The organism is Agrobacterium sp. CCNWLW32, from assembly GCF_037083425.1.
In the GTDB taxonomy this organism is placed as follows: Bacteria; Pseudomonadota; Alphaproteobacteria; order Rhizobiales; family Rhizobiaceae; genus Agrobacterium; species Agrobacterium radiobacter.
Window position 1 is genome coordinate 1 of sequence record NZ_JBAOJM010000016.1, and the last position, 18,187, is coordinate 18,187.

Sequence of the window (18,187 nt, forward strand, 5' to 3'; positions counted from 1 at the left end):
GCCACCGAAAAGGCCCCGGCCGAGCGCGGCCTTGCCATGGTGTTCCAGTCCTATGCGCTTTATCCGCATATGAGCGTCAGGAACAACATCGCCTTCCCGCTGAAGATGGCCAAGCTCGACAAGGCTGTCATCGACAAGAAGGTCGACGATGCCGCCCGTATCCTCAACCTCACCGATTATCTCGAACGCCGGCCCTCGCAATTGTCCGGCGGCCAGCGCCAGCGCGTCGCCATCGGCCGCGCCATCGTGCGCGAACCGAAGGCGTTCCTGTTTGACGAACCGCTCTCCAACCTCGATGCGGCGCTGCGCGGCACCATGCGGCTGGAAATCTCCGAGCTGCACAACACGTTGAAGACGACGATGATCTACGTCACCCACGACCAGGTGGAAGCCATGACCATGGCCGACAAGATCGTTGTCCTCAACCGCGGCAATATCGAGCAGGTCGGCTCGCCCATGGAGCTTTACCGCTCGCCCGCCAACCTCTTCGTCGCCGGCTTCATCGGCTCGCCGCGCATGAACCTGGTGACCGGCGATTACGCCCGGCAAAAGGGTGCGACCACCGCCGGCGTGCGACCCGAGCACCTGACGCTGTCGAAAGAAACCGGGCTGTGGCAGGGCAAGGTCACGGTTGCCGAGCATCTCGGCTCCGACACCTTCCTCCACCTCGACGTCCCCGGCATCGGCCCCATCACCGCCAGAACCGACGGTGAATTCGAATGCAAACACGGCGATACCGTCTTCATCACGCCGGATGACACAAAGATCCACAGGTTCGATGAAAAGGGCATCGCGATATGACGGGAAGACTGGAAGGCAAATCCGCGCTGATAACAGGTTCGGCGCGTGGCATTGGCCGCGCCTTTGCGGAGGCCTACATACGCGAGGGCGCAACCGTCGCTATTGCCGATATCGATTTCGAACGCGCCAGCAAGACCGCCCGTGAAATCGGCGAGAACGCCTATGCCGTCGAACTCGACGTGACCAAGCAGCACTCCATCGACACGGCCATCCGCACGGTGGAGGGCCAGACCGGTGGCCTCGATATCCTCATCAACAATGCCGCGCTCTTCGATCTCGCACCGATTGTCGAGATCAAACGCGATAGCTACGAAAGACTGTTTTCAATCAACGTATCAGGCACGCTGTTCATGATGCAGGCCGCCGCAAAAACAATGATTGCTCGGGGAAAAGGCGGCAGGATCATCAATATGGCAAGCCAGGCGGGCCGGCGTGGCGAGGGACTGGTGGCGATCTATTGCGCCACCAAAGCCGCCGTCATCAGCCTCACCCAATCGGCCGGGCTCGATCTCATCAAGCACGGCATCAACGTCAATGCGATCGCGCCCGGCGTGGTCGATGGCGAGCACTGGGACGGCGTGGATGCGCTGTTTGCGAAATATGAAAACCGCCCGGCCGGTGAAAAGAAGCGGCTGGTCGGAGAGGCCGTGCCCTTCGGCCGCATGGGCCGTGCCGAAGACCTGACCGGCATGGCGATCTTCCTTGCCTCCGATGAGGCCGAATACATCGTCGCCCAGACCTATAATGTCGATGGCGGCAACTGGATGAGCTGAGTATCGGGCGCTTGCCGCCCGGCCTTGGCACGAACAACGTTTCCCCTTCGAGGATCGTGACATGACATGCAAACTCTCCCTCGCAACGCTTGACGAAGCCAGAAAAACGGCGGCGGTTCCGGCCTATTCCCGGACCGATCTTTCAGCCGGCATCGTGCATTTCGGCGTTGGCAATTTCCACCGCGCGCATCAGGCGGTTTATCTGGATGACCTCTTCAACACGGGTGCGGACCATGACTTCGCCATCATCGGTGCGGGTGTTTTGCCCTCCGATGCGGTGATGCGTGAGAAACTTGCCGCGCAGGATTTCCTGACCACTGTTGTGGAGCAGGACAATAACCGCACCGGTGCGCGTGTTACCGGGCCGATGATCGACATTCTGCAAGTTGGCGATACGCAGCGCATCATCGATACGCTCGCCGATCCGAAAATCCGCATCGTTTCGATGACGATTACCGAAGGCGGTTATTTCATCGACGCTTCCGGTTCCTTCAATCCGCAGCACCCGGCAATTGCCGAAGACGGGCACAACCCGGCGACGCCGAAAACCGTGTTCGGCTTCATCGTCGCCGGGCTGAAGGCGCGGCGCGACAGGGGGCTTCAACCCTTTACCGTCATGTCCTGCGACAACATTCCCCATAATGGCAAGGTCACCAAAAACGCGGTGGTCGGGCTCGCGGCTCTCTCCGATCCTGCTTTCGCCAACTGGATCGGCGAAAACGTCGCTTTCCCCAATTCCATGGTCGACCGCATCACGCCCGCCACCGGCGAACGCGAACGCAATATTGCCCGTGACGATTTCGGCATCGACGACAACTGGCCGGTCTTCTGCGAGGAGTTCAAGCAATGGGTGATGGAGGATAATTTCCCTGCCGGTCGCCCGGCGCTCGAAAAGGCTGGCGTGCAGTTCGTCAAGGATGTCGCGCCTTACGAGCACATGAAAATCCGCATCCTCAACGGCGGCCATGCGGCAATCGCTTATCCGGCCGCGCTGCTCGACATTCATTTCGTGCATGAGGCGATGGAGCATCCGCTGATCCGGGCATTTCTGGCAAAGCTGGAAAAGGAAGAGATCATCCCGGTCATTCCGCCGGTTCCCGACACGAATCTCGCCGACTATTTCGGCCTGATCGAGCGGCGTTTCCTCAACCCGAAGATCGGCGACACCATTCCGCGTCTGGCGCAGGACGGATCCAACCGTCAGCCGAAATTCATCCTGCCATCCACCGCCGACCGTCTGGCGCGCAGCGAGGATATCATAGGCCTTTCGCTGGTTTCGGCTCTGTGGTGCCGTTATTTCTACGGCACCACCGACAGCGGCAAGCAAATCACCTTCAACGATGCCAGCGCCGAGCGTCTGCAGGCGGCGGCCATCAAGGCCAAGGATGATCCGATGGCCTTCCTCGCACTCGACGATATTTTCGGGGAGGTTGCCGAATCGGAGCTTTTCCGTAAACGCTTTGCCCATGCATTGAAGACGTTGTGGCGCGAAGGCACGGCGAAGACCTTGCAGCTTTATCTGGATGACAAGCTGGCTGAAAAGTGACCACGAGATGGAAGACGAGACCGCGCCCCTTTTGATTTTCGATTGCGACGGCGTTCTCGTCGACAGCGAGCCGGTCTCCATCTCCGTCCTTCTCGACATGCTCTCCCATCTCGGCGTGACGATGGGAGAGGAAGAGGCCTATGAGCGCTTTCTCGGCCGCAGCGTCGCCAGCATGACGGCGACGCTGTTTGAGGACTACGGCGTCGAGACGGACATCGATTTTCTTGATCATATGCGCGCGACGCTGTTCGAACGTTTCCGCACTGAGCTTCGGCCGATTGATGGTATTGGCGAAACACTGGACAGGCTGTTGCCGCTTCGGCGTTGCGTCGCTTCCTCAAGCCAGCCGGAGCGCATCCGTTATTCGCTGGGACTGTCCGGCCTGATCGACAAATTCGAACCGCATGTCTTCAGCGCCACCATGGTGAAGAACGGCAAGCCGGCGCCTGATCTTTTCCTGCATGCGGCGCGCGAAATGGGCGCTGATCCGCGTCACTGCATCGTGATCGAGGACAGCCCGGCGGGCATTGCTGCCGCAAAGGCCGCCGGCATGGGCGTTTTTGCTTTTACCGGCGGTTCGCATGCCCGCTTTCCCGCATTCCGCGAAAAGATCGCCGGGCTTGGGGCGGATGCCGTGTTTGACGCGATGCCGGATTTGGTCCAACTTGTCGGCAATTATGTGGGGAAGGGCGGTTTTGACAGGCGGGCGGAACGCGATGCAGGCTGAGCGGGACTCTGCCTGCTGCCGTCCGGAGGTCGTTGCGCAAGGGATGGAATTGCAGTCTTGATGCGTCAAAATCTCGTCGCTGTCGATGTCGGCACCGCCAGCGCCCGGGCCGGCATTTTCGATCCGGCCGGCCGGCTGCTTGCCCGCTCCACCCATCCCATCCTGATGCAAAGGCCGCAGGAAAACCACGCCGAACACGATTCCACCGATATATGGAACGCCGTCTGCATCGTGGTGAAGGCAGCGCTTGCCGAGGCAGGTGTTTCGCCGCAAAGCATCGCCGCCATCGGTTTTGACGCCACCTGCTCGCTCGTTATCCGTGATGGGCGGGGTGAGCCCGTTTCGGTTTCCGTTGCCGGTGAAGACCGGTTCGACACCATCGTCTGGCTCGATCACCGGGCGATACGTGAGGCCGACCGGCTGACGGCATCCGGCCACCGGGTGCTGGATTTCGCCGGCAACAGCGTCTCGCCGGAAATGCAGATACCGAAGCTGATGTGGCTGAAACAGCATATGCCGGCCAGCTGGTCGCGCATGTCCTTCGCCTTCGATCTGGCGGATTTCCTGACATGGAAGGCGACCGGCTCAGCGCAGCGTTCAAATTGCACGCAGACGGCGAAGTGGAATTTCCTGGCACAGGAAAATCCCGGCTGGCAGGCGGATTATCTTGAACTGGCGGGCCTTGCCGACCTGAAGGAGCGGGCAGGCCTTCCCGAAACCACCGTGATGCCGGGGGAAAGCATCGGCCCGCTTTCGCCCGAAGCTGCCGCCGAGCTCGGTCTCGATACCGGCTGTGAGGTGGCGGCGGGCATGATCGACGCCTATGCCGGCGCGCTTGGCGCGCTTGGCGGCTGCCTGTCTGCAGATGTCGGCCGGCATGTGGCCCTGATCGCCGGGACTTCGAGCTGCCTTGTCGCCATGTCGGAGCGGCAGATGCCCGGCCACAGCCTCTGGGGGCCCTATTGGCAGGCGATCCTGCCCGGGCACTGGCTGGTGGAAGGCGGGCAATCAGCCACCGGTGCGCTGCTCGACCATATCGTGCGCATGCATGCGGCAGGCGGTGAGCCGGATACGGCGCTGCATGCGCGCATCGTTGCGCGGGTAACGGAGTTGCGCGCGCTTGAGGGTGAGGCCTTCGCCGAGCGGCTGCATGTGCTGCCGGATTTCCACGGCAACCGCTCGCCGCTTGCCGATCCACATGCCGTCGGCGTTATCAGCGGGCTGACTTTGGATACGTCTTTCGACAGTCTCTGCCGTCTTTACTGGCGCACCGCCGTGGCCATTGCGCTTGGCGCCCGCCATGTGCTCGATGCGATGGAGCGTTTCGGTTATGCGGTGGAAAGCCTGCATGTCACCGGCGGACATGTGAAGAACCCGCTGCTGATGGAGCTTTATGCCGATGTGACGGGCAAGCGCATCGTGGTTCCCGCAACCGCCGACGCGGTGCTTCTCGGAACGGCAATGACGGCGGCGACGGCTGGCGGGGTGCATGCGAGCCTTGCGGCCGCCGGGGCCGCCATGTATCCGGGCAATGCGGAAATATCAGGCAACCGGGCGCTCGCCCCCCGTTATGAGCGGGATTATCGTCGTTTCCTCGCCATGTACCGGCATCGGCAGGAACTGGAGAGCCTTTGATTTTCTGAAGGAAAATACAAGGCCGAGTGGGTGCCGCGCGTTTCTTCTCCCCGCCGGGGAGAAGGTGGCCCGAAGGGCCGGATGAGGGGGAACGCGAGCGATGAACGCACTCTAGCCCCCTCATCCCGCTGCCGCGGACTTCTCCCCGGCGGGGAGAAGAAACGAGCGGCAACCGCTCGATCCATATGCTGCCGCTGCTGTTAGCCGCAATCAACCACGCAGCGAGCGTTTCAGGGCGGTTAGGTTCTTTGCCCTTGCCCTGCCGCTATCATCAGCGTTGGCGCCAAGCGCACAGAGGGTGAATTCCAGCAGGGAAACCAGTTGAAGCAGGCCCTGGCCGCCATTCTGCGCCTGCGGCATGGCAAGACAGAGATCGGTGCTTTCGGGGCCCCATTCATAAAAGCGTGTGGTGATCAGCAATGTCCTGTAGCCGCTCTTGCGCGCCATTGCCGACAGGCGCTGCAGCGGCGACAGGCTGCCGCCGCAATCCATGATGACGAGCAGGGTGTGAGCGGGGTCGAAATCCCACAGGGCGACATAGGCCGCGCTGTCGCTGCCGAGATAATGGATGTGGCCTCGGCTCTCCAGAAGCCGCCCGTAAAAATGACGCCCGGCGTCGAGACCTTCCGGGGAGGTTGCCAGAAAGACATCGCCCGCCGTGGCGATCTCGTTCATGGCAAGCCGCCAGATCGACTGGGTCGTCATGTCGAAGGCGGTCTGGATGGCCTGGATCTGCTGGGACAGAAGCTGCGAAAACGGGTTGGACTGGCGTTCGCCGCCTTCTGCCGTTGCTGGCTGGTCCACACCGGCGGTTTCTTCGGCATGGCGCAGATCGGCGCGGATATCGCTGAATTGCCGGTATCCCAGCGAACGCAGGAAACGTCCGACCGTCATCGGGCTGAGACTGAGCTTGGCGGCCAGTGTCTGCGCCGTCTCGAACGGCAATTCGTCCAGATGTTCGATCAGATATTTAGCGATCTTGCGCTCGGAAGGCGTCCCTGCCTTCATGGCGCGTGTAAGGTTCAACAGCAGCTTTTCCACCAACGCCTCATTCTTTTATCTTTATTGAACGATGATGCATGCGCGCGCGCAAACGAGCGTGCGAACCGCAATTTGACGGTGGGGGATAGCTTCTCCGGCCTTGTCCTCCACCGGACCGGTATGCGAATTATAATAGATAGATTATTATATTTTAGAGATACCTTTTATTCAAGAGAAATTCCATCTGCGGTTTAAATCCAGACATCTGGCGCCTTTCCGTCCGTCTTGCAGAGCGGGCGGGCAGCGCTTATCTCTCGCCTGATAAGAGTGTTTCAATGCTAAAGGCGTCGAGGAGTTCCGAATGATTTTTGATGCGGCGAGGCTTGCCTTTCACAATCTCTTTGCCGCCGAAACCCGGTCAGTGTTCTGGAAGGTTCTGGGGCTCACGCTTCTCGTGCTGGCGGCGCTCTGGTTCGCTATTCGCTCGATCTTCATTTATTTCGCCCTGCCGTGGGTGGATACGCTGATACCCGGCGTGCCTGACTGGGCGGGCTGGCTGAGCTTCGTTTTCGCCATTTTCGCCGGAATAGGCCTTGCACTGGCGCTTGCGCTGCTCATCTCGCCGGTCACCGCCGTCATTGCCGGCCTGTTTCTCGATGATGTCGCCGAAGTGGTTGAAAAAAAGAGCTATCCGAACGATCCGCCCGGCGAGGCGATGCCGATCGGCGAGGCCGTGCTGTCGTCCATCAAGTTTTTTGGTGTCGTCATTGCCGGCAACCTCGTCGCGCTGTTGCTGCTTCTGGTGCCGGGCGTCAACCTCATCGCGTTTTTCCTGGTGAACGGTTATCTGCTCGGCCGGGAATTCTTCGAATTTGCGGCGATGCGTTTCCGAACACCCCTGGAAGCTAGGCAGTTCCGCTCAAAACACCGCGCCACCGTCTTCATGGCCGGGCTGGTGATCGCGGCCTTTCTGGCGGTGCCGTTCCTCAATCTGTTGACGCCGCTTTTTGCCGCCTCGATGATGGTGCATCTGCACAAGGCCGTCAGCCGGCGCGATCCCTCACTCGCCGCCGGCCGCACCGAACAGCTGCGCGGGTAGTTCCACCAGCGGCGCCGGAATATCGAAGGTCTTTTCCGGCGACTTGCAGATATCGGCAATCACGCAGCGCTCGCATTCCGGCTTGCGCGCCTTGCAGCAATAACGCCCGTGCAGGATCAGCCAGTGATGGGCGTGGAACAGATATTGTTCGGGAATGATGCGGATCAGCCGGTCTTCAACCTCGTCAGGGGTTTTGCCCGGCGCAAGACAGAGCCGGTTGGCAATGCGGAAGACGTGGGTATCCACTGCAAGGGTGGGCACGCCGAAGGCCATGGACATCACCACATTGGCCGTCTTGCGGCCGACACCAGGCAGGGTCACCAGTTCCTCGCGGGTTTTCGGCACCTCGCCGCCGAAATTGTCGATCAGGATCTGCGACAGGGCAATGACGTTTTTGGCCTTGTTGCGGTAAAGTCCGATGGTCTTGATATAGCCGATCAGCTGTTCCTCGCCGAGCGCCAGCATTTTTTCCGGCGTATCGGCCACCTTGAACAGCGCGCGCGTGGCGCGGTTCACGCCCACATCGGTCGCCTGTGCGGAAAGCGCCACGGCCACCAGCAGGGTGAAGGGATTGGTATGTTCCAGCTCGCCTTTCGGCTCCGGCCGCTGAATGGAAAAGCGGCGAAAGATTTCGGTCAGCTCATCCTTCGAATAGGCTGTTTTCACCCGCGCCGGCTTGCGGGCGGATGCCGGATTTGACTTTTTCAATGTTTGGGTGCTGGATCGTTTTTTGGCGATTGTCATGGTCTATCTATAGCCAGCCCGCCCAAAGGAAAGCAACGTGGATACGCTCAACGACCAGCCGATTTTCGCGGCGGAACTCGTTCCGCACCGTTCGCTTGGCAGAAGGGGTTTCCGGCTGCTCCTGCTTGTCTCCGGTCTGGCCTGCCTTGTCTATGGCGGCTTTTTCCTCGCCACCGGGGCATGGCCCGTCGGCCTCTTCTTCGGGCTGGATTTTCTGCTGCTTTATGTCGCCTTCCGCGCTAATTACCGGGCCGCGAAGGCGCGGGAAGAGGTCAGCGTTTCGCACACCAGCCTGTCGATCCGCAAATTTTCTCCGGCCAGGCGTATGGTGGAGCATCGCTTCAACCCCTTCTGGGCGCGCTTCAGGGTCAGGCGGCATGACGAGATCGGCATCGTCTCCATGCATGTGACGGGCGAAGGCCGGGCGACCGATATCGGGTCGTTTCTCAATCCCGATGACCGTGAAAGCTTCGCCAAGGCTTTCGGCGGTGCGTTGGCGACCGTCAGGCGGCGGATGTGAGGGGATGCTCTGCCGCCCTCATCCCCGTGCTTGTCACAGGGATCCAGCCAGCCCAAGTCCCTGGGCTGAAAGAACTCCTCCTGCCACGCGGACGCGTGTATGCTGGATTCCTGTGACGGGCACAGGAATGAGGGTGAGTGCGTGTTCGGGCTAACGAACATTCCTTGCGTATCGTGATGCCGCGCAAGAAACGGGTGGAGACGAAGTCGCTTTAATGGTTTTCTCTTACCCGTTAGGAGATTTGCGATGAACGCCAATATTACGCTGAACGAAGACATTACCCCCATCGGATCGGACTACGACACGGTGCGCGGGGTCATCGAGCTTTTGACGCTGGATTATCGCGAGCAGCCTTCCCTCGAAGCCATTGCCGCAGAGCTCGGCCAGTCGCCGACGCAATTGCAGAAGACCTTCACCCGTTGGGCCGGTCTGTCGCCCAAGGCCTTTTTGCAGGCCGTGACGCTCGATCATGCCAAGCGGCTGTTGCGCGAAGAGGATCTGCCGCTGCTGGAAACCTCGATTGAGGTCGGCATGTCGGGGCCGGGACGCCTGCACGATCTGTTCGTGACCCATGAAGCCATGTCACCCGGCGAATGGAAGGCCAAGGGCGGCGGGCTGACGATCCGTTACGGGTTTCACGCCTCGCCCTTCGGCCTTGCGCTGGTCATGGTGACTGATCGTGGCCTTGCCGGCTGCGCCTTTGCCGATCCGGGCGAGGAAAGAGCCTGTTTCGAAGATATGGCCGGCCGTTGGCCGAATGCTGACTATGTCGAGGATCGCGAAGCGACCGCGCCCTATGCTGCCCGCATCTTCGATCCGTCCATGTGGTCGGCGGACAGGCCGCTGCGCGTCGTGCTGCTCGGCACGGATTTTCAGGTGCGGGTCTGGGAAAGTCTTCTCAAAATCCCGATGGGCCGCGCCGTCACCTATTCGCACATCGCCTGCGATATCGGTCAGCCCACGGCTTCCCGCGCCGTGGGTGCAGCAGTCGGCGCCAATCCGGTGTCCTTCGTCGTTCCCTGCCGCCGTGCCGTCGGCAAAAGCGGGGCGCTGACGGGTTATCACTGGGGCCTGACCCGCAAGCGGGCGATGCTCGGCTGGGAAACGGGGAAGGTGTGAGTTTGGTCGACCGTTCGAGCCCCGCAACAAAACGCACTAAAGAAGATGCGTTGCCGGAGAGTTCGTTACTGCAGAAGAGATCGGCGTTGTTTTGAGCAAATATGCCAAGGCATGAAATGCCCGGAGTTCTCGCGTATCGTCATCCTCGGCCCTGTGCCGAGGATCTAATCACGTAGAATAAAATCAATCGGTTGCAGATCCTCGGGACAAGCCCGAGGATGACGGTGGAGGTTGGATGACTGCCCGAGAATGGCCCGACGAGGCTTAAACCAATTCCATCAACGCCCGGGCCGCTGCCTCGTCCGTTATCAGCGTATTGCACCCGATGCGCTTGATCGTGGCGCGGATGGCGATGGCGCGGTGGGCGCCGCCGGAGGCCAGCACGATGTGTTTGGCCTTGCGCAGCGTATCGAGATCGATGGCCATGGCGCGCTGATTGATCGGGTGATCGACGGAGCGGCCTTCCGCATCGATGAAGTTGAACATGGTGTCGCAGACGCAGCCGGCGTCGATGAGTTCCTGCAGCGTCGCCTTGGAAATGAAACCCTCCGACAGCGAGGTCGAATGCGGGCCGATATCGCCGCAGGAGACGATGGCGAGGTCGAGCGTTTCGGCCAGATCATAAAGCGTCGCCAGCCCGCATTTTTCGATCAGCGCCCGTTTGGTCTCGACGGAATCCACCAAAAGCGGCGCGAGGAACATGTAACATTCCGCCCCGAGCGCGCTTGCCAGCCGCCAGGTGTAATCGAGCGGGTTGGTCTGGTGCACGGCGACGATACCGCCGAGCAGCGAGACGACCTTGCAGTTTTCCCGGCGCGGCGGGCGGAAGCTGGAAAGCGAAGCGGTCATGGTGCGGCCCCAGCCGACGCCGATGGTGGCGCCGTTCGGCACCGCTTCGGAGAGAAATTGCCCGAGCGCCAGACCCACGGCCTTGGCCGTGCCCTCGACGCTTGCTTTATCGGGGGAGGGAATGATGACGGCCTCATCCAGCCCGTAAGCCGCCTCCAGCCGGCCGGCCAGTTCAACGAAATCCTCGATGCCCTCGTTGATCCAGATCTGCACCTCGGAGCGCTTCATCGCCTCGTCCAGAAGGCGGATGACGGTGGAGCGGCTAATGCCGAGCTTCTCGGCGACGTCTTTCTGCGTCATGCCCTGATTATAATAAAGCCATGCGGCGCGCAGCCTCAGCGAAGCCGCTTCCGAATAGGCCGTATGGGTTTCTCTTCTCAGTTTCGCCACGGTTTCCGCCATTCTTTATGTCGGCGGAGTATCGCAGGCGTGAAACTTATGTCAATTGCGATGCGCAAATGTCTTGACTTTGGGCCGTGCCGCTTGCGATAGTCGGAGCCGGACAAACCGCGATTTCGGCCTTGGGCGCACCCATGGTGCGGGAACGAAAAGACGGGTGAGCAAGTTTTCAAGAGATCATGAAGGATCATTCGATATGACGTCCAAACTCGAACAACTTCGCGCCATCACCACGGTTGTTGCCGACACCGGCGATATCGAGGCGGTTGCGCGCCTGAAGCCGGTGGATTGCACCACCAATCCCACCATCGTTCTGAAAGCACTCGGCACGCCTGCCTTTGCGGATGCGGTGAAGGAAGCCGTCGCATGGGGCAAGAAGCAGGGCGGCCAGTCCGACGCCGTTGTTGCCGCCGTTGCCGATCGTCTGGCCATTTCTGTCGGTGCGGCGCTTGCCGGCCTCGTTCCGGGCCGCGTTTCGACCGAAGTCGATGCCGACCTTTCCTTCGATACGGAAGCCTCCATCACCAAGGCGCGCCACATCATCGCGGCCTACAAGGAGCGCGGCATCGAGCGTGAACGCATCCTCATCAAGCTTGCCTCCACCTGGGAAGGCATCAAGGCTGCCGAAGTGCTGCAGTCCGAAGGCATTGACTGCAATCTGACGCTCCTGTTCTCGCAGGCCCAGGCGATTGCCTGCGCCGAAGCCAAGGTGTTCCTCATCTCGCCCTTCGTTGGCCGTATCCTTGACTGGTACAAGAAGTCGACCGGCGAGAACTACACCGCCGAGACCGATCCGGGTGTCGTCTCGGTGCGCAGCATCTACAACTATTACAAGGCCAATGGCATCAGCACCGTCGTCATGGGTGCGTCCTTCCGCAATGTCGGCGAAATCGAAGCGCTGGCCGGTTGCGACCGCCTGACGATCAGCCCGGCGCTGCTGGAAGAGCTGGACAAGGACAGCGGCAAGCTGGAGCGCAAGCTTTCGGCTGACAACGTCAAGGCAGAGCCGCTGCAGTCGCTCGACGAGAAGGCATTCCGCTGGGCGCTCAACGAAGACGCGATGGCCACGGAAAAGCTCTCGGAAGGCATCCGTTTGTTCGCCAAGGATCTGGTGACGCTGCGCGAGATGGTCCGCAAGGAGCTGACGCTGGCTGCGGCCTGATACAAAAAAGGGGGAACCATCCACGTTCCCCCGACGTTTAAGAGATATAATCTCCAGTCACTCAAAACGCGATCGGGTCCCTGCCGGTCGCGTTTTTTTGTGCGTTTCAGGAATTTCCGTTTCCGGTCGCCACTTCGGAAATCCGCTTTGCCGCCTCGCGGATCAGTGCTTCGCAGGCCTCACGTGTCGGCGCCTTGCCGCCAAGCGGTGTGATATAGGGGCAGGTGATGACGGCGAGCGCCGTGCCATCGAGCGTCAGCACCGGCGCGGAAATATTGCGCACGCCGGCGGTCTGAAGGCTGTCCATGGATTCGAAACCGTTTTTGCGCACCTCCGCCAGCCGCTCGGCGAGGGAGGGCGGCACGGTTTCGCCGCTGCCGCGCACCTGCTCGGTTATCATGATCTCACGTTGCGCCTCGGTCTGGAAGGCCAAGAGCACATGGCCGGAGCCGGTGTGGAACAGACTCATCTGCGCGCCGACCCGCATGGACATGGCCCAATAGGTGGCGGATTCCTGCTGGGCGATGACGACGACGCTGCCGCGGTCATAAACGGCCAGATGACAGGCCTGCTCAGCGCTGGCCGAAAAATCGCGCATGACAGGTGCGGCAAAAGAGACCAGCCGGCGTATCGGTGCATGGAAATGCGCCAGCCCGAACATCTTCAGCGTCAGCGAAAACCGGTCGCCGTCAAGTCGCTGCACGTAGCCGCGGCGCACCAGCCGGTCCAGCATGCGATAAAGCTCGTTCGGGCTTTTACCGATAGACTTGGCGATCTCAATCTGCGTCAGCCCGCCATCGGTGCGGGCCAGAAGCTCGAGAATGTCGAGACCCTTGTCGAGGGCGGGAGCGCGATATCTTTCGCTGTCGTCGTCGGTCATCTGGCCTCGATGTGTTTTCTATGAGTGCCCGGTGGAGGCGCCATAAAATATGGTTGCCCGATACCCGACATCCGCGCAAGTTTGCTTGACGCCATATGAATACCGCGTTTACATATGAATTGTCGATCCATATTTGAGATCATCGAAATTCAGCGGTCCGATCCCCGAAGGGCGGGCGCGCCTTAGCGGGAGGCTATTCATGGTGCAGGATTTTAACGGCCGGACAGTGGTGATCACCGCCGCCGGTCAGGGTATCGGCCGGGCGACGGCGGAGCGGTTCATCTCGCTCGGCGCGCGCGTCATCGCCACTGATATCAACGAGCAGGCGCTTTCCACCCTCAAGGGCGCGGAAACCCGAGTTCTGAACGTGCTTGATGGCGATGGCGTCAAGGATTTCGCCGCCGATATCGGCCATGCGGATGTGCTGTTCAACTGCGCCGGCTTCGTTCATTCCGGCACCATTCTGGACTGCGAAGAGAAGGACTGGGACTTCTCCTTCGATCTCAACGCCAAGGCCATGTATCGTACCTGCCGCGCCTTCCTGCCCGGCATGCTGGAAAAGGGCAAGGGCGCGATCGTCAACATGTCCTCGGTTGCATCAAGCGTGAAGGGCGTGCCGAACCGTTTCGCCTATACCGCTTCGAAAGCGGCCGTGGTGGGCCTGACAAAGGCGATTGCCGCCGATTTCGTCACCAAGGGCATTCGTTGCAACGCCATCTGCCCCGGCACGGTCGACAGCCCGTCCTTGCATGACCGCCTGCGCGCCACCGGCAATTACGAACAGGCTCTGGCCGATTTCATCGCCCGCCAGCCGATGGGCCGTATCGCCACACCGGAAGAAATCGCGGCGCTCGTCACCTATCTTGCTTCTGATGAGGCAGGCTTCACCACCGGCCAGATCCATGTGATCGATGGCGGCTGGACTGGCTGAATTCCGTTACGGGAGAGAGGAGAGGCGACCGGCGTAAAACCCGGTCGCCTTTTTTCATTCAGACGACGGCGCTTCCGGCCATCAGTGCAAGCACGAGGAAGACCAGGAAGATCACCACGGCGATGAAGAACAGGATACGGGCCACGCCCGCCGCGGCTGCCGAAATGCCGGTAAAGCCGAACACGCCTGCGATCAAAGAAATGACAAAGAAAATAAGAGCCCACTTCAGCATGGTGCTTCCCCTTTTGCATAATTTTCCCGAGCCCGCCGCCCCGCGACTGGCTCAGTAAAATGACGCGCAAAAGGGGAAAATGTTCCACACGCCCGCAAAAATCGTTGTTTTAGAAGCCTGTTTCCCCCGCCGCGTCGATCCGCCGGGCCTTCCAGGTGGTGCGGATGAAGGTGGCAACGAAAGCAAGGCTCATGAACATGACGATGGTGGGGGCCGGCGCACTGTCGATCAGGAAGCTCAGCCATATGCCCGAAAGCGATGAGGCGACCGCCACCGCCATGGCCACCAGCAGCATGGCGGAAAAACGCCGGGTCAGCAGGAAGGCGATTGCGCCCGGCGCGACAAGCATCGCGACCGAGAGGATGATGCCCACCGCCTTCAGCGCGCCAACCACGGTCAGCGACAGAACCATCAGCAGGCCGTAATGCAGGATACGCACCGGCAGGCCGATGGCTTTGGCGTGCTGCGCATCGAAGGCGTTGACCAGCAGGTCCTTGCGCAGGATACCGAGAAACAGCGTGGCGAAAAGCGCGATCAGGCCCGTCTCCAGCATGTCTGAGGGCGCAATGCCGAGCATGTCGCCGAAGAGGATGTGATCGAGATGCACGTCGCTCTGCACCTTCACATAAAGCACCAGCCCCAGCCCGAACATGCCGGAAAAGACGATGCCGAGCACCGTGTCTTCCTTGATGCGGCTGTTTTCCTTGATGAAACCGGTGCCGAGCGCACAGATCATGCCGGCGATGAACGCGCCGATGGAAAGCGGGATGCCGACAATATAGGCCACCACCACGCCGGGCAGCACGGCGTGGGAAACCGCATCGCCCATCAGCGACCAGCCCTTCAGCACCAGAAAACAGGAGAGCATCGCCATCGGCACCGCGATCATCAGCGTGATCACGAAGGCATATTGCATGAAGGGCAATTGAAACGGCAGGATGGCGAGTTCGAGATAGTCGCTCATGGCGTTTCCTCCAGCGCCTTGCGGGCCTTGGCCCTGGAAGCGAGAAGCCCGTGTTTGGGCGCAAAAACGAAGGCGGCAAGGAAGATTGCCGTCTGCAGCACGACGATGACGCCGCCGGTCGCACCATCGAGGAAATAGCTGAGGTAAGCACCGACGAAGCTGGTGGCCGCGCCGATGATCAGGCTCATCAGGATCAGTCGCTCGAAACGGTCGGTCAGGAGATAGGCGGTGGCGCCCGGCGTCACCACCATGGCAACGACGAGGAAGGCCCCGACCGTCTGAAGGGCGGCAACCGTGGAGGCGGCCAGCAGGGTGAAGAAGATCACCTTCAGCACTTCCGGTTTCAGCCCCACGGTGCGGGCGTGGTTCTCATCGAAGAACACCACCATGAAGTCACGCCATTTCAGCGCCAGCACGATGAGGCTGATACCGCCGATCAGCGCCAGCTGGATCGTGTCTTCGGTGGTGATCGCGAGAATATTGCCGAGCACGATGGTCTGGATATTCACCGAGGTGGGCGAGAGCGACACCATGAACAGCCCGAGCCCGAAAAACGAGGTAAAGATCAGCCCGATGATCGCGTCTTCCTTCAGCCGCGTCTTCTGGTTCAGGAACAGCATGGAGCCGGCCGCAAGCCCGCCGGAAAGGAACGCACCGAGCGAAAAGGGCAGGCCCAGCATATAGGCGCCCGCAACGCCGGGAACGATGGCATGGGAAAGAGCATCGCCGATCAGCGACCAGCCCTTCAGCATCAGATAGGCCGAGAGGAAACCGCAGACGCCGCCTACCAGCGCGCTGACCCAGATGGCGTTCAGCATATAACCATAGGTGAAGGGCTCAAGAAGGCTGTTTATCATCGACTTTTTCTTTCGGAGCCTCAGGATCGTGCCCGTTCTGGCCGTTCTTGCCGTAGATCACAAAGGGCCGCTCATCATCGGTAATGACCTTCACCCGCCGCGGATCGGCGTCGTTATGCAGGTCGGCCCCGCCAAGCACGAAGTGGCGAAGGCTGCCGCCAAAGGCCTTTTGCAGGTTCTCCTCGTTGAAGGTATCCGCCGTCTTGCCCGATGCCAGAACCGTGCCCTTGACGAAGACGGCGCGGTCACAGAATTCCGGCACACTGCCGAGATTATGGGTGGAGACCAGCATGACCCGGCCCTCGTCTCGCAGCGCCTTCAGAAGCGTGACGATCTGCTCTTCCGTTGTCACATCGACACCGGTGAAAGGCTCGTCCAGCAGGATCACCTGACCCTCCTGCGCCAGCGCGCGGGCCAGAAACACCCGCTTCTTCTGCCCGCCCGAGAGCTCACCGATCTGGCGCTTGCGATAATCGAGCATGTTGACGCGTTTCAGCGCCTCTTCCACCATCTGGTGGTCGCGTTTCGAGGGGATGCGCAGGAAATTCATATGGCCATAACGGCCCATCATCACCACATCCTCCACCAGCACCGGAAAACTCCAGTCCACCTCCTCGGCCTGCGGTACGTAGGCGACGAGGTTTTTCCTGAGCGCTTCCTTCACCGGCAGGTCGAAGATCGAGACGGAACCGGCGGCCAAAGGCACGAAACCCATGATCGCCTTGAAAATCGTGGACTTGCCGGCGCCATTGACGCCGACAAGTGCAGTGATCGTTCCGCGGGGGATGGAAAAGCTGGCATTTCTTAATGCGGTGTGGCCGTTTCGATAGGTCACTGTCGCATTTTGAACCGTCAGGCCGCCGCCTGATTTTTTACTGCCCATTCTCATGAAGACAGCCCCTTGGCGATGGTTTCGCTCGTCACGCGCAGGAGGTCGAGATAGGTCGGAACCGGACCATTGGCTTCGCTCAGCGAATCCACATAAAGAATGCCGCCATAGGCCGCACCGGTTTCCTTGGCCACCTGCTGGGCGGGATCGGCGGAAACCGTGCTTTCGCTGAAGATGACGTTGATATTGTGCTCGCGCATGGCGTCGATCACGCCGCGAACCTGCTGCGGTGTGCCCTGGCTGTCGGCATTGACCGGCCACAGGAACAGTTCCTTCAGGCCGAAATCACGGGCGAGATAAGAAAAAGCGCCTTCGCTCGTTACCAACCAGCGCTTGTTTTCAGGCAGGACGGAAAGCGTGTCGCGGATCGGCTGCACGGTGGCCTTGATCTTGTCCGAATAGGCCTTGGCATTGGCGGCATAGACATCGGCATGGGCGGGGTCGATATCCGTCAGGCCCTTGCGGATATTCTCCACGTAGATCAAGGCGTTATCGGGCGACATCCAGGCGTGCGGATTGGGCTTTCCCTGGTATGCCCCGCCGCTGATGGCCATGGGTTTCACGCCCTCGCTCACCGTCACGCTCGGCACGCCGGAAAGGTTGGCCAGGAACTTCTCGAACCACAATTCCAGATTGAGGCCGTTGCGAAGCACCAGATCGGCCTTGCGGGCTTTGAGAATATCGCGCGGCGTCGGCTGGTAATTGTGAATTTCCGCACCCGGCTTGGTGATGCTTTCCACCTCGGCCGCATCGCCCGCCACGTTGCGCGCCATATCCGCGATGATGGTGAAGGTGGTCACGACAACAGGTTTTTCCTGGGCAAGGGCCGCACCGGGGAGAAAAAGCGAGAGGGCGAAAACTGCATGCCGGATTTTTTGAAAGTTCACGGGGCTCACCAGATTTTGTTGCGATTAATTCGCAATACCATCTGTTATAAAATCACCCTTGTCAACGCTATTGCAAATCATTCGCAAATTAGTGGATTTCAAGAATGTCTGAAAATGGTGCGTTTTTGCCGGCGACGCGCCAGTGGGATTAAACTTTTTTCAATGAGAAAGCGGCACTATCGCAGGGCTCGG

19 protein-coding genes are annotated in these 18,187 nt (G+C 60.4%); 10 read left to right on the plus strand and 9 right to left on the minus strand.

Annotated features, from left to right (window positions below):
* The 5 genes from V6R85_RS23035 to V6R85_RS23055 form a co-directional block, all read left to right on the plus strand.
* Window positions 1-801, plus strand: an 801-nt coding sequence (locus V6R85_RS23035; RefSeq protein ID WP_336377219.1) for an ABC transporter ATP-binding protein, incomplete at its 5' end; no start/stop codon positions are given.
* A complete protein-coding gene (locus V6R85_RS23040; RefSeq protein WP_060724570.1) occupies window positions 798-1,574 on the plus strand; it encodes an L-iditol 2-dehydrogenase in 777 nt (258 codons plus the stop codon). The genes V6R85_RS23035 and V6R85_RS23040, both read left to right, overlap by 4 nt.
* A 61-nt stretch (window positions 1,575-1,635) precedes the next feature.
* Window positions 1,636-3,120 (plus strand): mannitol dehydrogenase family protein, encoded by a 1,485-nt coding sequence (locus V6R85_RS23045; RefSeq protein ID WP_107676908.1) that lies wholly within the window; start codon window positions 1,636-1,638, stop codon window positions 3,118-3,120.
* 7 nt (window positions 3,121-3,127) lie between these two features.
* Entirely contained in the window at window positions 3,128-3,847 is a 720-nt protein-coding gene (locus tag V6R85_RS23050) for an HAD family hydrolase (RefSeq protein ID WP_111834942.1), read from the plus strand.
* A 60-nt stretch (window positions 3,848-3,907) separates the two neighbouring features.
* The gene (locus V6R85_RS23055) at window positions 3,908-5,482 is read left to right on the plus strand and encodes an FGGY-family carbohydrate kinase (protein ID WP_336377220.1); all 1,575 of its coding nucleotides are present in this window, start codon (window positions 3,908-3,910) and stop codon (window positions 5,480-5,482) included.
* Window positions 5,483-5,692: 210 nt separating this feature from the next.
* Here the strand turns inward: V6R85_RS23055 and V6R85_RS23060 are convergent, their stop codons facing one another.
* Complete coding sequence (locus tag V6R85_RS23060; protein WP_111834944.1) at window positions 5,693-6,526, minus strand: MurR/RpiR family transcriptional regulator; 834 nt, start codon at window positions 6,524-6,526, stop codon at window positions 5,693-5,695.
* A 298-nt stretch (window positions 6,527-6,824) separates the two neighbouring features.
* On the opposite strand from V6R85_RS23060, the gene V6R85_RS23065 reads away from it, so the two are divergent.
* Window positions 6,825-7,562, plus strand: coding sequence for a sulfate transporter family protein (locus tag V6R85_RS23065; RefSeq protein ID WP_111791378.1), 738 nt, complete (start codon window positions 6,825-6,827; stop codon window positions 7,560-7,562).
* Here the strand turns inward: V6R85_RS23065 and nth are convergent.
* Window positions 7,524-8,306: an endonuclease III gene (gene nth / locus V6R85_RS23070; RefSeq protein WP_111791379.1), complete on the minus strand. Its 783-nt coding sequence runs from the start codon at window positions 8,304-8,306 to the stop codon at window positions 7,524-7,526. The two genes, V6R85_RS23065 and nth, sit on opposite strands and share 39 nt — an antisense overlap.
* A 37-nt stretch (window positions 8,307-8,343) precedes the next feature.
* On the opposite strand from nth, the gene V6R85_RS23075 reads away from it, so the two are divergent.
* Together V6R85_RS23075 and V6R85_RS23080 are read left to right on the plus strand one after the other, a co-directional pair.
* Complete coding sequence (locus V6R85_RS23075; protein ID WP_336377221.1) at window positions 8,344-8,826, plus strand: DUF2244 domain-containing protein; 483 nt, start codon at window positions 8,344-8,346, stop codon at window positions 8,824-8,826.
* A 246-nt stretch (window positions 8,827-9,072) separates the two neighbouring features.
* Window positions 9,073-9,945, plus strand: a complete 873-nt coding sequence (locus V6R85_RS23080) for a bifunctional helix-turn-helix domain-containing protein/methylated-DNA--[protein]-cysteine S-methyltransferase (protein ID WP_336377222.1) — start codon at window positions 9,073-9,075, stop codon at window positions 9,943-9,945.
* Between the two features lie 264 nt (window positions 9,946-10,209).
* Here V6R85_RS23080 and V6R85_RS23085 read toward each other — a convergent pair whose 3' ends face one another.
* Window positions 10,210-11,184: a sugar-binding transcriptional regulator gene (locus V6R85_RS23085; protein WP_003505414.1), complete on the minus strand. Its 975-nt coding sequence runs from the start codon at window positions 11,182-11,184 to the stop codon at window positions 10,210-10,212.
* Window positions 11,185-11,389: 205 nt separating this feature from the next.
* Between V6R85_RS23085 and tal the strand changes: the two genes are divergently transcribed.
* Complete coding sequence (tal, locus tag V6R85_RS23090) at window positions 11,390-12,355, plus strand: transaldolase (protein WP_003505415.1); 966 nt, start codon at window positions 11,390-11,392, stop codon at window positions 12,353-12,355.
* A 106-nt stretch (window positions 12,356-12,461) separates the two neighbouring features.
* On the opposite strand, the gene V6R85_RS23095 is transcribed toward tal, so the two are convergent.
* A complete protein-coding gene (locus V6R85_RS23095) occupies window positions 12,462-13,235 on the minus strand; it encodes an IclR family transcriptional regulator (protein WP_087746748.1) in 774 nt (257 codons plus the stop codon).
* A gap of 199 nt (window positions 13,236-13,434) precedes the next feature.
* Here V6R85_RS23095 and V6R85_RS23100 point away from each other — a divergent pair, with 199 nt between their 5' ends.
* On the plus strand, window positions 13,435-14,166 hold the full coding sequence (locus V6R85_RS23100) for an SDR family oxidoreductase (RefSeq protein WP_003499083.1): 732 nt from the start codon (window positions 13,435-13,437) through the stop codon (window positions 14,164-14,166).
* A gap of 58 nt (window positions 14,167-14,224) precedes the next feature.
* On the opposite strand, the gene V6R85_RS23105 is transcribed toward V6R85_RS23100, so the two are convergent.
* The 5 genes from V6R85_RS23105 to V6R85_RS23125 all read right to left on the minus strand — a co-directional run bounded on the left by V6R85_RS23105 (window position 14,225) and on the right by V6R85_RS23125 (window position 17,995).
* Window positions 14,225-14,398: a DUF1328 domain-containing protein gene (locus V6R85_RS23105; RefSeq protein ID WP_003499086.1), complete on the minus strand. Its 174-nt coding sequence runs from the start codon at window positions 14,396-14,398 to the stop codon at window positions 14,225-14,227.
* A gap of 109 nt (window positions 14,399-14,507) precedes the next feature.
* Complete coding sequence (locus V6R85_RS23110; protein WP_003505418.1) at window positions 14,508-15,362, minus strand: metal ABC transporter permease; 855 nt, start codon at window positions 15,360-15,362, stop codon at window positions 14,508-14,510.
* Window positions 15,359-16,219, minus strand: a complete 861-nt coding sequence (locus V6R85_RS23115) for a metal ABC transporter permease (RefSeq protein WP_003505419.1) — start codon at window positions 16,217-16,219, stop codon at window positions 15,359-15,361. Before V6R85_RS23115 ends, V6R85_RS23110 begins: the two co-directional genes overlap by 4 nt.
* Window positions 16,200-17,108 (minus strand): manganese/iron ABC transporter ATP-binding protein, encoded by a 909-nt coding sequence (locus tag V6R85_RS23120; protein ID WP_060727311.1) that lies wholly within the window; start codon window positions 17,106-17,108, stop codon window positions 16,200-16,202. The genes V6R85_RS23115 and V6R85_RS23120 overlap by 20 nt, the downstream gene beginning before the upstream one ends.
* Window positions 17,105-17,995: a metal ABC transporter substrate-binding protein gene (locus tag V6R85_RS23125; RefSeq protein WP_162697247.1), complete on the minus strand. Its 891-nt coding sequence runs from the start codon at window positions 17,993-17,995 to the stop codon at window positions 17,105-17,107. Before V6R85_RS23125 ends, V6R85_RS23120 begins: the two co-directional genes overlap by 4 nt.
* Window positions 17,996-18,187 lie beyond the last annotated feature (192 nt).

What these genes read in the sequence shown, in the direction of transcription:
- V6R85_RS23110 (WP_003505418.1), bottom strand. Translation starts at nt 15,362, where the DNA reads ATGAGCGACTATCTCGAACTCGCCATCCTGCCGTTTCAATTGCCCTTC.
- V6R85_RS23115 (WP_003505419.1), bottom strand. Translation starts at nt 16,219, where the DNA reads ATGATAAACAGCCTTCTTGAGCCCTTCACCTATGGTTATATGCTGAAC.
- nth (WP_111791379.1), bottom strand. Translation starts at nt 8,306, where the DNA reads ATGACAATCGCCAAAAAACGATCCAGCACCCAAACATTGAAAAAGTCA.
- tal (WP_003505415.1), top strand. Translation starts at nt 11,390, where the DNA reads ATGACGTCCAAACTCGAACAACTTCGCGCCATCACCACGGTTGTTGCC.
- V6R85_RS23105 (WP_003499086.1), bottom strand. Translation starts at nt 14,398, where the DNA reads ATGCTGAAGTGGGCTCTTATTTTCTTTGTCATTTCTTTGATCGCAGGC.
- V6R85_RS23080 (WP_336377222.1), top strand. Translation starts at nt 9,073, where the DNA reads ATGAACGCCAATATTACGCTGAACGAAGACATTACCCCCATCGGATCG.
- V6R85_RS23055 (WP_336377220.1), top strand. Translation starts at nt 3,908, where the DNA reads ATGCGTCAAAATCTCGTCGCTGTCGATGTCGGCACCGCCAGCGCCCGG.
- V6R85_RS23040 (WP_060724570.1), top strand. Translation starts at nt 798, where the DNA reads ATGACGGGAAGACTGGAAGGCAAATCCGCGCTGATAACAGGTTCGGCG.
- V6R85_RS23050 (WP_111834942.1), top strand. Translation starts at nt 3,128, where the DNA reads ATGGAAGACGAGACCGCGCCCCTTTTGATTTTCGATTGCGACGGCGTT.
- V6R85_RS23100 (WP_003499083.1), top strand. Translation starts at nt 13,435, where the DNA reads ATGGTGCAGGATTTTAACGGCCGGACAGTGGTGATCACCGCCGCCGGT.
- V6R85_RS23065 (WP_111791378.1), top strand. Translation starts at nt 6,825, where the DNA reads ATGATTTTTGATGCGGCGAGGCTTGCCTTTCACAATCTCTTTGCCGCC.
- V6R85_RS23120 (WP_060727311.1), bottom strand. Translation starts at nt 17,108, where the DNA reads ATGAGAATGGGCAGTAAAAAATCAGGCGGCGGCCTGACGGTTCAAAAT.
- V6R85_RS23045 (WP_107676908.1), top strand. Translation starts at nt 1,636, where the DNA reads ATGACATGCAAACTCTCCCTCGCAACGCTTGACGAAGCCAGAAAAACG.
- V6R85_RS23095 (WP_087746748.1), bottom strand. Translation starts at nt 13,235, where the DNA reads ATGACCGACGACGACAGCGAAAGATATCGCGCTCCCGCCCTCGACAAG.